The organism is Sphingomonas qilianensis, from assembly GCF_039614825.1.
GTDB lineage: Bacteria > Pseudomonadota > Alphaproteobacteria > Sphingomonadales > Sphingomonadaceae > Sphingomonas > Sphingomonas qilianensis.
Genome location: NZ_JBDIMF010000001.1, coordinates 940,377 through 954,453, shown reverse-complemented (window position 1 = coordinate 954,453; position 14,077 = coordinate 940,377). Strand labels below are relative to the sequence as shown.

Annotated in this window: 13 protein-coding genes; 12 read left to right on the top strand and 1 reads right to left on the bottom strand. The window is 66.4% G+C overall.

Going from position 1 to position 14,077, the window contains the following annotated elements; all coding sequences use genetic code 11:
• Positions 1–13: 13 nt before the first annotated feature.
• From ABC969_RS04625 to ABC969_RS04600, 6 genes are all read left to right on the top strand, one after another.
• Positions 14–907: a D-alanine--D-alanine ligase gene (locus tag ABC969_RS04625; RefSeq protein WP_380808956.1), complete on the top strand. Its 894-nt coding sequence runs from the start codon at positions 14–16 to the stop codon at positions 905–907.
• Positions 904–1,848 carry a cell division protein FtsQ/DivIB gene (locus tag ABC969_RS04620; RefSeq protein WP_345863285.1) on the top strand — a complete coding sequence of 315 codons (945 nt, stop codon included), beginning with the start codon at positions 904–906 and terminating at the stop codon, positions 1,846–1,848. The genes ABC969_RS04625 and ABC969_RS04620 overlap by 4 nt, the downstream gene beginning before the upstream one ends.
• 5 nt (positions 1,849–1,853) lie before the next feature.
• On the top strand, positions 1,854–3,116 hold the full coding sequence (gene ftsA / locus ABC969_RS04615) for a cell division protein FtsA (protein ID WP_345863283.1): 1,263 nt from the start codon (positions 1,854–1,856) through the stop codon (positions 3,114–3,116).
• Between the two features lie 113 nt (positions 3,117–3,229).
• Positions 3,230–4,681, top strand: coding sequence for a cell division protein FtsZ (gene ftsZ, locus ABC969_RS04610; RefSeq protein ID WP_345863281.1), 1,452 nt, complete (start codon positions 3,230–3,232; stop codon positions 4,679–4,681).
• 111 nt (positions 4,682–4,792) lie between these two features.
• Positions 4,793–6,889, top strand: a complete 2,097-nt coding sequence (locus ABC969_RS04605; RefSeq protein ID WP_345863279.1) for an SPOR domain-containing protein — start codon at positions 4,793–4,795, stop codon at positions 6,887–6,889.
• A gap of 34 nt (positions 6,890–6,923) precedes the next feature.
• The gene (locus ABC969_RS04600; RefSeq protein ID WP_345863277.1) at positions 6,924–8,117 is read left to right on the top strand and encodes a deoxyguanosinetriphosphate triphosphohydrolase; all 1,194 of its coding nucleotides are present in this window, start codon (positions 6,924–6,926) and stop codon (positions 8,115–8,117) included.
• A gap of 53 nt (positions 8,118–8,170) precedes the next feature.
• Here the strand turns inward: ABC969_RS04600 and ABC969_RS04595 are convergent, their stop codons facing one another.
• A complete protein-coding gene (locus tag ABC969_RS04595; protein ID WP_345863275.1) occupies positions 8,171–8,464 on the bottom strand; it encodes a hypothetical protein in 294 nt (97 codons plus the stop codon).
• Positions 8,465–8,684: 220 nt separating this feature from the next.
• Here ABC969_RS04595 and argS point away from each other — a divergent pair, with 220 nt between their 5' ends.
• The 6 genes from argS to ABC969_RS04565 all read left to right on the top strand — a co-directional run bounded on the left by argS (position 8,685) and on the right by ABC969_RS04565 (position 13,995).
• Entirely contained in the window at positions 8,685–10,406 is a 1,722-nt protein-coding gene (gene argS, locus ABC969_RS04590) for an arginine--tRNA ligase (RefSeq protein WP_345863273.1), read from the top strand.
• Between the two features lie 2 nt (positions 10,407–10,408).
• On the top strand, positions 10,409–11,140 hold the full coding sequence (locus tag ABC969_RS04585; protein ID WP_345863271.1) for an SPOR domain-containing protein: 732 nt from the start codon (positions 10,409–10,411) through the stop codon (positions 11,138–11,140).
• Positions 11,141–11,219: 79 nt separating this feature from the next.
• On the top strand, positions 11,220–12,227 hold the full coding sequence (locus ABC969_RS04580) for a glycoside hydrolase family 3 N-terminal domain-containing protein (RefSeq protein WP_345863268.1): 1,008 nt from the start codon (positions 11,220–11,222) through the stop codon (positions 12,225–12,227).
• A 145-nt stretch (positions 12,228–12,372) separates the two neighbouring features.
• On the top strand, positions 12,373–13,104 hold the full coding sequence (locus tag ABC969_RS04575) for a segregation and condensation protein A (RefSeq protein ID WP_345863267.1): 732 nt from the start codon (positions 12,373–12,375) through the stop codon (positions 13,102–13,104).
• Positions 13,101–13,718, top strand: a complete 618-nt coding sequence (gene scpB / locus ABC969_RS04570; RefSeq protein ID WP_345863266.1) for an SMC-Scp complex subunit ScpB — start codon at positions 13,101–13,103, stop codon at positions 13,716–13,718. Before ABC969_RS04575 ends, scpB begins: the two co-directional genes overlap by 4 nt.
• Positions 13,719–13,746: 28 nt before the next feature.
• Positions 13,747–13,995 (top strand): twin-arginine translocase TatA/TatE family subunit, encoded by a 249-nt coding sequence (locus ABC969_RS04565; protein ID WP_345863265.1) that lies wholly within the window; start codon positions 13,747–13,749, stop codon positions 13,993–13,995.
• The last annotated feature ends 82 nt before the right edge of the window (positions 13,996–14,077 follow it).

Here is a 14,077-nt window from a genome sequence, read left to right as displayed (position 1 = left end):
TATCGCTGTATTGATGGGCGGCTGGTCGGCCGAACGCGCCGTGTCGCTGCTGTCGGGCGCGGGCGTGGCCGAGGCGCTGGAATCGCTCGGGCATCGTGTGACGCGCATCGACATGGGCCATGACGTCGCCGCGCGGCTGGCCGAGGCTGCGCCCGATGTGGTGTTCAACGCGCTGCACGGCACGCCGGGCGAGGATGGCGCCGTGCAGGGCATGCTCGATCTGATGGGCCTGCGTTATACGCATTCCGGCATGGTCAGCTCGGTCATCGCGATCGACAAGGTGCTGACCAAGCAGGCGCTGGTGCCGCACGGCATTCCGATGCCCGGCGGCCGGATCGTGAAAAGCGCGAGCTTGTACGAAGGCGATCCACTGCCGCGGCCCTATGTGCTGAAGCCGGTCAACGAGGGCTCCTCGGTCGGCGTGGCGATCGTCACCGAGGATGGTGATTACGGCAACCCGATCGCGCCGGGCGCGGTGGGCCCGTGGCAGGAATTCGATGAATTGCTCGCCGAGCCGTTTATCCGTGGCCGCGAACTGACCACCGCGGTGCTCGGCGACTGGGCGATGGGCGTCACCGAGTTGAAGCCCAAGAGTGGGTTTTACGATTACGATTCCAAATATACCGATGGCCTGACCGAGCATGTCTATCCAGCGGACATTCCGGACGAGATAGCCGAAGCCTGCAAGGCACTGGCACTGGAGTCACACCGCTTGCTCGGCTGCAAAGGCTGCTCGCGCTCGGACTTCCGCTGGGATGACGAGCGTGGCGTCGACGGCCTGTTCCTGCTCGAGGTCAACACGCAGCCGGGGATGACCGCACTCAGTCTGGTGCCCGAACAGGCGCGGCACAACGGGATGAGTTATCCCGAACTGGTGCAGAAGATCGTCGACGAGGCGCTGCTGTGAGCAGCCGCACGCTGAAACGCAGCCCGGCGCGTCGGCCGGTGCAGAAACGCAAAGCCCCGCGCGTCTCGGTGATCGACCGCATGATCGCGGCGCTGCCGATCAGCGAAGCCACGCTCCATCGTTTGGCGACCTGGACGATTACCGGCGCAGTGATCGCCGGCCTCGGGACCATCGCGGTATGGGCCGGCGTGCCCTCGGCGATCGGGACCGCCATGGCCGAAGGCGTCGGGCGCGCCGGCTTTCGCGTCGACAAGATCGAGCTGACGGGGGTCAGCCGGATGGATCGCATGTCGGTCTATGCCGTGGCGCTCGATCAGCAATCGACCGCCATGCCACTGGTGCGGCTGGAAGACGTGCGGCAGAAATTGCTGCGTTACGGCTGGGTACAGGACGCGCATGTCTCGCGTCGGCTGCCCGACACGCTGCTGGTCCATATCGTCGAGCGCAAGCCGACGGCCGTGTGGCAGGATAAGGGACAATTGTCGCTGATCGGTTCGGATGGCGTATGGCTGGAGCCGGTGCGCCCCGATGCGATGCCGGATCTGCCGCTGGTCATCGGGCCGGGCGCGAACATGCAGGAAGCGGCGTATCAGAAATTGCTCGGCGCAGCGCCGGCGTTGCGGCCAATCGTCAAGGCGGCGACCTGGGTCGGCAATCGGCGGTGGAATTTGACGTTCGAAAGCGGCGAGACGCTGGCCTTGCCCGAGGGCGAACAGGCCGCGGCGACCGCGCTGACCAAGTTCGCGCAACTGGATGGGGTGAAGCCGCTGCTCGGCAAGGGCTGGCTGCGCTTCGACATGCGTGATCCGGCCAAATTGGTGGCGCGCAAGCCGGGCGACAGCGCCGGTCGCGCGATCACCGATCCCAACCAGGCGGGGGCGGCGCCGCCACCGGCAGTGATCGAAGCGCATAAGCGTGGTAGCGTGGCGGGGCAGGGGTAAAGAACATGGCGAAGGTAGCACCAGAGGGATTGATCACGGCGCTCGATATCGGGTCGTCCAAGGTTTCGGCGATGATCGCGCAGAAGGGCGATGGCGGCGAACTGATCGTGCTTGGCACCGGGCAGCGCGAAAGCCGCGGCGTGAAGCGCGGTTACATCGCCGATGCCGATGCCACCGAAGCGGCGGTGCGCGAGGCGGTCGAGCAGGCCGAGCGCATTGCCGGGGTCAACATCCAGAATGTGTGGGTGAGCTTTTCCGCCGGCGGGCTGGTCAGCGATGTCGCGTCGATCGAATTCGAGCTGGGCGGCCACCGGGTCGAGCAATCCGATATCGATGCGCTGCTGCATGCCGGGCGGGAGTCGATCGACCCAGCGGGCCGCATGGTGCTGCATGCGCAGCCCGCGCTGTACACGCTGGATGGGCTGACCGGCGTCAAGAAGCCGCTCGGGCTGCATGCCGATCGGCTCGGCGTGCATATCCATGTCGTCGCCGCCGATGGTTCGCCGGTGCGCAATCTGGGGCTGTGCGTCGCCAACGCCCATCTCGAGGTGAAATCCATCATCGCCGCGCCGGTGGCGACGGGCATGGCGTGCCTGTCCGATGAAGAGCGCGAACTGGGCGTAGCGCTGGTCGAATTGGGCGCGGGCATCACCAATGTGTCACTGTTCGCCGGCGGCATGCTCGTCGGGCTGACCTCGATCCCGTTCGGCGCGCAGGATATTACCGACGATATCGCGTCGGCCTTCGGCACCAGCCGCGCGCAGGCCGAACGGATGAAATGCTTCTACGGATCGGCCAATGCCAGCCCCCGCGACAATCACGACATGATCGATGTCGCGCCGATCAGCGCGGAGGACGGGCAGGGCGATGGCACGCGGATCACGCGCGCGCAGCTGATCGCGGTGATCCGCCAGCGGCTCGATCATCTGATCGGCGAAGTGCAGAAGGCGCTGACCGAGCTGAAATTCTCCGGCCCTGTCGGGCGCCAGGTCGTGCTGACCGGCGGGGGCGCGGAATTGAAGGGCGTGGCCGATTATGCGCAGCAGGCGCTGGGGCGTTCGGTTCGGGTCGGGCGGCCGCGCGGGCTGACGGCATTGCCCGAGGCGCATTCCGGGCCGGCATTCACCACTCTGGCCGGGCTCGCCTTTTACGCTGCTTCCGATCCGGTCGATCTGCGCTCGCTCTCGAGCAAGCACCAGACGGTGCATCGGCAGAAGGGTTTTTCCGTGATCCGGCGGCTAATCGCCATGGCACGGGCGAATTATTGAGCTTTTCCGACAGCCTGCATCATTCGCGCTGGCACCGGCCAAGGCGATAGTGCAAACACAATGCAAATTAATCATGTGCGCCGGTGTATGGGCGCACGCTGGAGACAAGACCCATGAGCATCGAATTTCTGGCTCCGGAAGTTGACGAACTCACCCCGCGCATCGCCGTGATCGGCGTCGGCGGGGCGGGTGGCAACGCGATTGCCAATATGATCCGTGCCGAAGTGCAGGGCGTCGACTTTTTGGTCGCCAATACCGACGCGCAGGCGCTCAAGCAGTCGAGCGCGTCGCAGCGCATCCAGCTGGGTGCCAAGATCACGCAGGGCTTGGGCGCGGGCAGCCGCCCCGAAATCGGTCGCGCCGCGGCGGAAGAAACGATCGACCAGCTCGCCAAGACGCTCGAAGGCAGCCACATGGTGTTCATCGCCGCAGGCATGGGCGGCGGCACCGGCACTGGGGCAGCCCCCGTCATCGCCAAGGCGGCACGCGACATGGGCATCCTGACCGTCGGCGTGGTGACCAAGCCGTTCGCCTTCGAGGGCAGCCGACGCGCCAAGGCGGCGGATGCCGGCATCGAGGAACTGCAGAAGTACGTCGATACGCTGATCGTCATCCCCAACCAGAATCTGTTCCTGGTCGCCAACGCCAACACGACGTTCAAGGAAGCGTTCCAGATGGCGGACGAAGTTCTGCAGCAGGGCGTGCGCGGGATCACCGATCTGATGGTCATGCCTGGCCTGATTAATCTCGATTTCGCCGATGTCCGTTCCGTCATGCAGGAAATGGGCAAGGCGATGATGGGCACGGGCGAAGCATCGGGCGATAATCGCGCGATCGAGGCGGCATCGATGGCGATCGCCAACCCGCTGCTCGATGGCGTGTCGATGAAGGGCGCCAAGGGCGTGATCGTCTCGATCACCGGCGGCGACGATATGCGCCTGCTCGAGGTCGATGAGGCCGCAAACCATATTCGCGAACTGGTCGATGAAGACGCCAACATTATCTGGGGTTCGGCGTTCAACCCCGATCTCGAAGGCAAGATCCGCGTCTCGGTGGTCGCCACCGGGATAGAGGCTGTGGCGCGTGTTGAGACGCCCGCCACGACGACGCGCGCTTTCACCTTTGCAGCGCCCAAGAAGACCGAGGAGCCGGTCGCCGCACCGGCCCCCGCCGCGGTCGCGCCCTTGGTCGAGCCGATGCCGACGATGGATGATGCCTCGGGCCTTGCCGCGCCCGAAGCGCCGGCGGACGAGGACGAACTGGTGCTGGGAAGCGATGCCGTGGCCCCGCCGCGCGCGCCGCTGAGCTTCGGTAATGAAGCCGCCGCGGTGCCGGCGCAGGACGTGGCCGATGGCAGCCAGCGCCGCCGCTGGTTGTCGCCCGGCGCACCGCAGGCCGAGCCGGTAGCTGAGCCCGCGCCGATCGCTCCGGCGCCGCGCGTGAAGCTCGGCGGGACGCTGTTCGAGCGCATGTCGGGCGCGACGCGCGGCGCGGCGCGTGAGGACGAGCCGGAGAAGGATCCGCTTGATATTCCGCGTTTCCTGCATCGTCAGAACAATCAGTAAGGCAATCGCGGCGGGCGCCACCGGCCGGTCGCCGGTGTGCGTCGGCCCGTCGCGCCGGTGGGGTGACGGACATTGCCGGTTCACCTGCGCTGGCGTCTAGCATCGATTCCGATGACAGTATTTCGCACCCGCCGCCTTTTTGCCGCTGCCCTCGCTGCGCCACTCGTCCTGGCGCCGCTTGCGGCGCGCGCGCAGACCGTGTTCGTTCAGCCCGCCACGCCCGATGCCGATGCGCTGGCCGGCGAGATGCGCACGCTGGCGGCCAATCCCGGTGACCTCAATGCCATGGTGCGGGCGGGCGAACTGACGCTCAAGCTGGGCGACGCCACCGCCGCTGCCGGCTTTTTCGCGCGCGCCGAGCGGATCGATCCGAGCAATCCGCGGATCAAGGCCGGTCGCGCGACGATCCTTGTCCAGGCCGGGCGGCCCGGCGAGGCGCTACGGCTGTTTGCCGAGGCGGAAGCGCTGCGCGGCGACATGCGGCGTTTTGCCGCGGATCGCGGGCTGGCCTATGATCTGATCGGCGAGCAGGAGCGCGCGCAACGCGATTACCGGCTGGCGCTGCGTGGCGGCCCGGCGGACGAGACGTTGCGCCGTTATGCTTTGTCGCTCGGTATCTCGGGCAAGCGCGACGAGGCGCTGGCGATCATCGATCCGCTGCTCCGCCGCAGCGATCGTGGCGCGTGGCGCACGCGCGCCTTCATCCTGGCGATGACCGGCGATAGCCAGGGCGCCGAGCGCATCGCCGCCAGCATGATGCCGGGCGGGCTGGGGCAGGGACTGCAACCGTTCTTCAGTAGGCTTGCCACGCTGGGGCCGATCGATCGCGCTTTCGCCGTGCATTTCGGCGAAGTGCGCGCGACCCCGCAGCGGCTCGCCGATGCCCGGCTGACGCCACGCCTGCCCGTTTTGTTGCCCGAGCCGGGGCGGCCCGCACCGGTCGCGGCGGCGGTGGTCACGGTCGCCGCGGTGCCGGCCAAGGAGGATCGTCGCGCCCGGCGCGCGCGCGAAAAACGCGAGACGCAGGCCCGCAGCAGCATCCAGGTGGCGACGGTGCGCGCCCCGGCGCCGTCGCCGCAACCGCCATCCTATCAGGCTCCAGTAACGACCCCGACCAATCAAGCGGCCCGAATCTCGCCGCCTTATAGCGCGGCGGCGAGCCAATCGCAGAACGCGGGCGCGGCGGCGCGCGACGCGTCGGTGGCCGCGGTGCAGCCGATGCGTGCACCGGCGCCGACCGATCGCGCGGCGCCGAGCCCGGCACCGAGCACGGCGCCCGCTAACGGGGTGCCGGTGCGCGCCGTGCCGCCCGCTGTCAGCATCGCGCAGGTGGTTACCCCGCGGCCGGTGGTGGTCGCGGCCGAACCGACGCCTGCGCCAGTGCAACCCGGCGCAATGCCGCCAGCAGCGACTATGCCTCCCGTCGCGCAGCCCATATCGAGCAGTGCCGCCACGGAATCGACGCAGCAGGTTGCGGCCGTAACGCCGCCGATCCTGCCGCCGCCGATCCTGCCGCCGCCGATCCTGCCGCCGGCGCCTGGCCCGGCCCGCGGCGAGGATTCGATCCTGGCCAAGATCATCGCCAATATCACTGTGCCCGGTGCCGAGCTTGATGTTCCACCAGTCGGCGCCGAGCCTGTTGCCGCCGTTGCGCCGGTCGCGTCGCAACCGATCGCGGCGACGTCGCCCGCAACGGTTGCGCCGGTGTCCGACGATCAGCGCGCTGCGGATCGCCTGGCCAACGATAAGGCCGTCGCCGCCGCAAGGGCGCTCCGTGACAAGAAGCTGGCCGATGCCAGGAAGCTGGCCGAGGCCAAGAAGGCGGTCGAAGCCAAGAAGCTGGCGGATGCGAAGAAGCTCGCCGAGGCCAAGAAGCTCGCCGAGACGAAGAAGGCCGAAGAGCTCAAGAAGAAAAACGACCCCAAGTTGCTCGAACCGGCGCGCATATGGGTGCAGGTGGCGGGCGGCGCCAATGAGGGCGATCTGCCCAAGGAATGGGCGCGGGTGCGAACCAAGGCGCCGCTCGCCTTCAAAGGCAAGACGGGCTGGACTGCGGCGCAACGCGCCTCCAATCGCGTGCTGACCGGGCCGTTCAAGAGCGAGTCCGAGGCGCGCAGCTTCGTCAATACATTGTCTAAAGAGGGGCTTTCGGCCTTTACCTTTACCAGTGAGGCCGGGCAAAAGGTCGCCAAATTGGCGGCGAAGTGATCCCATTGTTCAGCGACACGAATGGATTGATGCAATGAGGCATCCGGCGCCCTGGGCGTCGGATCCATCGCAGAGCCGCGGTCGTCTGCATAAAGAACAAAGCGAGACTGTCGCCCAGGAAATTCGCGGGCCGCGCGATGCTTTTCAGCGCGATCGTGATCGTATCGTCCACTCGATCAGCTTTCGCCGCTTGCGCCACAAGACGCAGGTGTTCCTGTCGCCCGATGGCGATCATTTCCGTGTCCGGCTGACGCACAGCCTGGAGGTGGCGCAGATCGGCCGCACGATCGCGCGCACCTTGGGGCTGAACGAGGATCTCACCGAGGCGTTATGCCTGGCGCACGATATCGGCCACCCGCCGTTCGGCCATGCCGGCGAGGATGCGCTGCAGGAGGCGCTCGGCCCTTCCGAAGAAGAGGGGGGGCATGGCGGCTTCGATCACAACGGCAACACGCTGCGCGCCCTGATGATGATCGATTCGCCTTATCCACGCTGGTCGGGGCTCAACCTCACCTGGGAAACGCTGGAGGGGCTGGCCAAGCATAACGGGCCGATCCACCGACCGGGCTGGGCACTGGCGGCGGCGGATGCGGCCTTTCCGCTCGATCTGACGCGCTGGCCCAGCCTGGAAGCGCAGGTGGCGGCGATCGCTGACGATATCGCCTATGACAATCACGATATCGATGATGGTCTGCGCGCCGGGCTGCTGAGTGTCGATCAGATCCTGGCGGTGCCGGTGGTGGCCGAAGGATGGTCGGCAACGTGCGCGCGCAATGCCGATCTTCCACCCGAACGCTTGGTCGGCGAATTGATCCGAAGCCAGATCGGCCGAATGGTCAATGACGTGATTGCCGAGAGCGAGGCGCGGATCGCCGCAGCACGCATCGAAACCGCGGCCGACGTGCGGCTGGCGGATCAGCTGGTCGGTTTTTCGCCGGCCATGCGCGAGCATGAGCGCGATCTGAAGCGCTTCATGTATACCAATTTATATCATCATCCGCGCCAGTTGGAGGCGGCGCAGGCGGCGCATCACGTGGTCGCCGGGCTGTTTGCCGCTTATCGCGCCGATCCGGGGCTGATGCCGGCGGACTGGTCCGGGCGCTTGCCCGCATCGGAGCCGTATCGCAGCCGGCACATCGCCGATTTTATCGCCGGCATGACGGATCGCTATGCGGTTACGCGCTATCGCGAGGCGGTCGGGCCGGTGGATCTGCCCGAAGGGTTCTAATGCAGGGCAAAATGCACCGGGCCGGTCGCTGACCGGCCCGGTGCTGGGTACCGTTAGCGTGATGCCAGCGCGGTACCGGTGCTGCGCGGCAATGCGCTTTCGGCCACAAACGACACGGGAACGCCACCGGCATAGCCACGTACGCGCTTGCCGCGCACGGAGAGCGTGAAATCGCGACCCGATGGATAGGCATGGCCGCTGAGCACGGTTTTGTCGTCCTTGACGACTGAGGTGTAGACGAAGGTTTGGCCATCGCGCGTGAAGCTGCGCTGCGGCGCTTCTTCGGCCGAGGCGACGGCAGGGATGGCGATGGCGGCGAGCAGCGCGGCGGTGAGGAATTTGGTCATGTTTCTGGTCCTTTCGAATGGTCGAAGGCCGGATCCAGCACCCTGTCCTGAGGTTCGTGTTATCGCTAACTGTCGGCAATAATATTGCACTGCCACATAAAGCCAATCGCAAAGGGTGTGGGCGTGGTTGCATCAAACGCAATCGGCAACCGGCTTCTCGGGGATGCAGGCCGCCAGCACAGAATTCCCTTTCGCCGCGCATTGTTCTAAGCGCCCGCGCATGACGCTTTACACCAGGTTCGCCGCGCATCTCGATGCCGTTCTCGATACGCTCGTTGCTACGGGCGATCTGCCCGCAGCGCTTAACCGCACCGCCGTGACGGTCGAGCCGCCGCGCGACGTGACGCATGGCGATCTGGCGACCAACGCGGCGATGGTCCTGGCCAAGCCGGCAGGAACCAACCCGCGCGCGCTGGCGGAGAAGATCGCCGCCAAGCTCGGCGAGCTGGATGAGGTCGAGGCGGTGTCCGTCGCCGGGCCTGGCTTCATCAATCTTACGCTCAGCGAAGATACGTGGCGCGCCGAGCTGTCAGCCATCGTCGATGGCGGCGACGATTACGGTCGCTCCGCGCGCGGGCGGGGGACGACGGTGAACATCGAATATGTCTCGGCCAATCCGACGGGGCCGATGCATATGGGGCATTGCCGCGGGGCGGTGGTCGGCGATGCATTGGCCAGCCTGCTTGAATTCGCCGGCAATACAGTGATCCGCGAATATTATGTTAACGATGCCGGTGGGCAGGTCGATACGCTCGCGCGCTCGGTGCACCTGCGGTACCGCGAGGCGCTCGGCGCGACGATCGAGATTCCCGAAGGTCTGTATCCGGGTGATTATCTTGTCCCGGTGGGGCAGGCATTGGCGCAGGAATTCGGTGATCGCTACGTCGATGCGCCCGAGGCCGACTGGCTGGTGCTGTTCCGCAAAAGCGCCGTCGCGGCGATGCTGGTGCTGATCAAGGCGGATCTGGCGCTGCTCGGCATCCATCACGATCTGTTTTCGTCCGAGGCCGAGTTGCAGGCAGCGGGCAAGCCGCAGGCGGCCGAGAAGGAGCTGCGTGCGCGTGGGCTGATCTATGATGGCGTGCTGGAAGCCCCCAAGGGCCAGGAGCTCGAAGACTGGGAGCCAGTGGTGCTGCCGCTGTTCCGTTCGACGCAGTTTGGCGATGATCAGGATCGCCCGATCCGCAAATCGAGCGGCGAATGGACCTATTTCGGCGCCGATCTCGCCTATCACTACCAGAAGGCGCAAAGCGCGGATGCGCTGATCGACATCTGGGGCGCGGATCATGCCGGCACGGTGAAGCGCATCGTCGCCGCAGTGCAGGCGCTGACCGGCGGCAAGACCAAGTTCGACGTCAAGCTGGTGCAGATGGTGCGGCTGCTGCGCGGCGGCGAGCCGGTCAAGATGTCCAAGCGCTCGGGCAATTTCGTCACGCTGGCGGATGTCGTTACCGAAGTGGGCAAGGATGTCGTCCGCTTTACGATGCTGACGCGCAAGGCCGATGCGCAGATGGATTTCGATTTCGCCAAGGTGGTCGAGGCCTCGAAGGATAATCCCGTGTTCTACGTGCAATATGCGCATGCGCGGATCGCGTCGCTCAAGCGCAAAGTGGCGGAGGCGGGGATCGGCTGCAAGGCGATCGATCTGTCCCAGCTTGATACGCAGGAACTGGCGCTGGTGAAACTCGCGGCGCAATTCCCGCGTGTCGTCGATACCGCCGCGCAAGCGCGCGAGCCGCACCGGATTGCTTTCTATCTCTATGACTTGGCGGCATCGCTCCATGCGTTATGGAATGCCGGCAAGGATGATCCATCGCGTCGTTTCCTGATTGCCGATGATGCGGCGTTGACCTGCGCGCGGCTTTTCTTGGCCGACGCGATCGGGCAAGTTATCCGTAACGGTCTGGGCATCATGGGGGTGCAGGCGGTCCAGGAGATGTGACGATGGCAACCTCTGGTGATGTCGAGGTGCGGGACGAGGATCGACTGCCCTGGCTCGAAACGGTCGATGACGATTATGAGGATAATAGTGGGGTGCTGCGGCTGGTGCTGCTCGTCGCGCTTGGCCTGGCGGTGCTCGCCGCGGCGGTGTTCGGATATTATTACTATCAGGGCGCGCGCGTCTCGGACGGCAATGGCGATCTGATCGCGGCGCCGGCGGGGGATTACAAGATCAAGCCGGACGAACCGGGTGGGCTCAAGGTCGAGGGCGAAGGCGATAGCGCGATCGCCACGAGCGATGGCAGTGCGACGGGCGACGCCAGGATCAACGTCGATGCAGTGCCGGAGACGCCGATCGTCGGGACCAAGGCGAGCAGCGCGACGACCGGCCAGAGCGGTGGCAACACCGCGGTCGCCGCATTGCCCGCGTCGAGCGGCAAGCTGACCGCAGCACCGACCGGGCCGGGCCGTAGGTCGGCCGCGTCCGGCGCCTCGGGTGGCGCGCTGGTGCAGATCGGTTCGTTCGACAGCGAGCGCGAGGCCAATGCCGGCTGGACGCGAGCATCGACGCGCTTTGCGTATCTCGAGCCGCTCGGCAAGTCGGTGCAGAAGGCCGAGGTCAACGGGCGCACGGTGTATCGCTTGCGCGTCAACGCCGGCAGCGCGGGGCAGGCGCGCGAATTGTGCGGCAAGCTGAAGGTGGCGGGCGAAGCCTGTTTCGTGGCGAGCGATTGAGTTCGCAAGCTTCTCCCCTAACGGGGAGGGGCTTGATATAGGCCTCCCCTTGCGCACCGCGCGCGTTGGAGCAGCTCTCATGATCCCCGTCATTTTCGGCCTCTCCGGCCCGGCTCTCACGCCGGCCGAACGCACGTTTTTCGGCGCGGTCGAGCCGGCCGGTTACATCCTGTTCAAGCGTAACATCGAAACCCGGGCGCAGGTCCGCGCGCTGACGGACGATCTGCGTGCGCTTGCCGGGCGCAATGATCTGGCGATCCTGATCGATCAGGAAGGCGGGCGCGTGGCGCGGATGCAGCCGCCGGAATGGCCCGCCTTCCCAGCGGGGCCGGCCTTCGACAAATTATATGAGACCGCCCCGATCTCCGCGATCGAAGCAGCGCGCGCCAATGCCGAGGCGATCGCGCTCACGCTGGCCGAAGTTGGCATCACCGTTGATTGCCTGCCGCTGCTCGATGTCGCGCATGCCGATACGACCGAGATGATCACCAGCCGCGCCCTGGGGCGCGAGCCGCTGCGCGTCGCGGCGATGGGGCGGGCGATGCTCGAGGGGCTGCAGCGCGGCGGCGTGGTCGGCGTGGTCAAGCATATGCCGGGGCACGGCCGCGCCAAGGTCGATTCGCATCTGTCGCTTCCGACCGTCTCGGCGTCCGAGGCTGAACTGGAGATCGATCTCGCGCCGTTCATCGCGCTCAACGGGGCGGCAATGGGCATGACCTCGCACATTGTGTTCGACGCGTGGGACAAGGAGCGCCCTGCGACGCTGTCGCCGATCGTGATCGAGCAGGTGATCCGCCAGCGTATCGGCTTCGACGGATTGTTGATGACCGACGATATCGACATGAAGGCGCTCTCCGGCAGCGCGGGCGACAAAGCGGCGGGCGCGATCGCTGCGGGTTGCGACGTGGTGCTCGATTGCTGGGGGCGGATGGACGAGATGGAGCATATCGCCGCGCGGCTGGCGCCCATCTCTGACGTGTCCCGCGCGCGGCTGGATCGCGCGATGGCGACGATTGCGGGTGTACGCGGTGAGGGCGATCTGGCGTCGTTGATCGCGAAGCGCGATGCGCTTCTGGCGGTGGCATAGCTGCCGATATCGTCCGTCATCCCAGCGAACGCTGGGATCTTGATGCGGCGCGCGGCGCGCTCGCCCCACTGAGACCGCAACCTCGCGGGCGTGAGGTCGCCGGCTCGGGGATGGCCACAAAGACGAATAGCGCTAGATTGATCTGGTGAACGACCACCCTGAAACCCTCAATCTCGATCTCGGCGGCTGGGAAGGCCCGCTCGATCTTTTGCTCGCGCTGGCGCGGCATCAGAAGGTCGATCTGCGCGAGATATCGATCCTTGCCCTGGTCGATCAATATCTGCGCTTCGTTGACCAGGCCAAGACGCTGAAACTCGAACTGGCGGCGGATTACCTCGTGATGGCGGCGTGGCTCGCTTATCTCAAATCCGCGCTGCTGCTGCCGCGCGACCCGACCGTCGAGCCCGATCCGGAAGAACTGGCGCTGCGGCTGCAGTTGCGGCTGGAGCGGCTCAGCGCGATGCGCGAGGGCGGCGCACGGCTGATGGCGCGCGATCGCATCGGGCGCGACGTGTTCCCGCGCGGCGCGCCCGAGGGATTGCGGACGGTGCGCAAGTCGCTGTGGCAGGCCGAGCTTTACGATCTGATCGCCGCTTATGGCCGCATCAGCGCGCGCACCCGCCCGGTGATGCACGTCGTCGCCGATCGCCACGTAATGACGCTGGAGGCGGCGCTGGAGCGCGTTTCGCGGCTGCTCGGCATGACGGTGGAATGGGGCGTGATCGAGAGTTTCCTGCCGGACACGGAGAGCAGCGCGTTCCGCAAATCCGCGCTCGCCTCCAGTTTCGTCGCGGCGTTGGAACTGGCGCGGCAGGGGCGGGTGGAACTCAGGCAGAAATCGCCGTTCGCGCCGCTCTATCTTAGGGCGCCCGCATGAGCGCGCCCGACGATCGCGCGCGCGCCGTCGAAGCGGTGCTGTTCGCCGCGACCGAGCCGATGAGCGTCGATCAGATCGCCACGCATCTGAACGGGGCGAGCGGCATCCCCGCGGCGCTGGAGGCGGTGCAGGCGGCCTATGCCGGGCGCGGCGTGGAGCTGGTGCGGCGCGGTGAGCGCTGGCATTTCCAGACCGCGCCCGATCTGGCGCATCTGCTGCGCCGCGACCGGGAAGAACCACGAAAATTGAGCCGCGCGGGGATCGAGACGCTGGCGATCATCGCCTATCACGAACCGGCAACGCGCGCAGAGATCGAGGCGATTCGCGGCGTGCAGATCAGCAAGGGCACGATCGACGTGCTGATGGAGGCGGGCTGGGTGCGGCCCGCGGGGCGGCGCGAGGTCCCCGGGCGGCCGCTGCTCTACGCGACAACGCCCGATTTCCTCGCGCATTTCGGGCTGGCCAGCCGCCGCGATCTGCCCGGGCTCGATGATCTGAAGGCCGCCGGATTGCTCGATCCGGTCGATCTCGCCTTTGATCACTTGGGCGATCAAACCGGCGATGAAATCGGGCCCGATGAGACGGAGGTGGAAAGCGCGGACGAACAGGACTAGATGGGGGCCGAAATCAGGAGATTCTGTGATGGGTGGCCTTAGTATCTGGCATTGGCTGGTAGTCGGTGTGATCGTGATGCTCCTGTTCGGTAAGGGGCGCTTTTCGGACATGATGGGCGATGTCGCCAAGGGGCTGAAAAGCTTCAAGAAGGGCATGGCGGACGAGGAAGACGAGCGTACCGTGACGCCGGCGGCGCCATCGCGGATCGACGCCAAGCCGGCGGCCGATCCGGCGTTCGATCGCGACGGCGAAAAGCTGCGCGAGGAGCGCCCGTAAACTACGCCGTTCGCGCTTAGTCGCGACCGGCGTCGATTTTGCTGCCGGGGCGCTTCGCCCCGCGGCCGAATTCGTCCACTTT

Bases quoted from the DNA above. Each gene is read 5' to 3' on its own strand.
- ABC969_RS04625 (WP_380808956.1), top strand. From the start codon at position 14: ATGGGCGGCTGGTCGGCCGAACGCGCCGTGTCGCTGCTGTCGGGCGCG.
- ftsA (WP_345863283.1), top strand. From the start codon at position 1,854: ATGGCGAAGGTAGCACCAGAGGGATTGATCACGGCGCTCGATATCGGG.
- ftsZ (WP_345863281.1), top strand. From the start codon at position 3,230: ATGAGCATCGAATTTCTGGCTCCGGAAGTTGACGAACTCACCCCGCGC.
- ABC969_RS04605 (WP_345863279.1), top strand. From the start codon at position 4,793: ATGACAGTATTTCGCACCCGCCGCCTTTTTGCCGCTGCCCTCGCTGCG.
- ABC969_RS04600 (WP_345863277.1), top strand. From the start codon at position 6,924: ATGAGGCATCCGGCGCCCTGGGCGTCGGATCCATCGCAGAGCCGCGGT.
- ABC969_RS04595 (WP_345863275.1), bottom strand. From the start codon at position 8,464: ATGACCAAATTCCTCACCGCCGCGCTGCTCGCCGCCATCGCCATCCCT.
- argS (WP_345863273.1), top strand. From the start codon at position 8,685: ATGACGCTTTACACCAGGTTCGCCGCGCATCTCGATGCCGTTCTCGAT.
- ABC969_RS04585 (WP_345863271.1), top strand. From the start codon at position 10,409: ATGGCAACCTCTGGTGATGTCGAGGTGCGGGACGAGGATCGACTGCCC.
- ABC969_RS04580 (WP_345863268.1), top strand. From the start codon at position 11,220: ATGATCCCCGTCATTTTCGGCCTCTCCGGCCCGGCTCTCACGCCGGCC.
- scpB (WP_345863266.1), top strand. From the start codon at position 13,101: ATGAGCGCGCCCGACGATCGCGCGCGCGCCGTCGAAGCGGTGCTGTTC.
- ABC969_RS04565 (WP_345863265.1), top strand. From the start codon at position 13,747: ATGGGTGGCCTTAGTATCTGGCATTGGCTGGTAGTCGGTGTGATCGTG.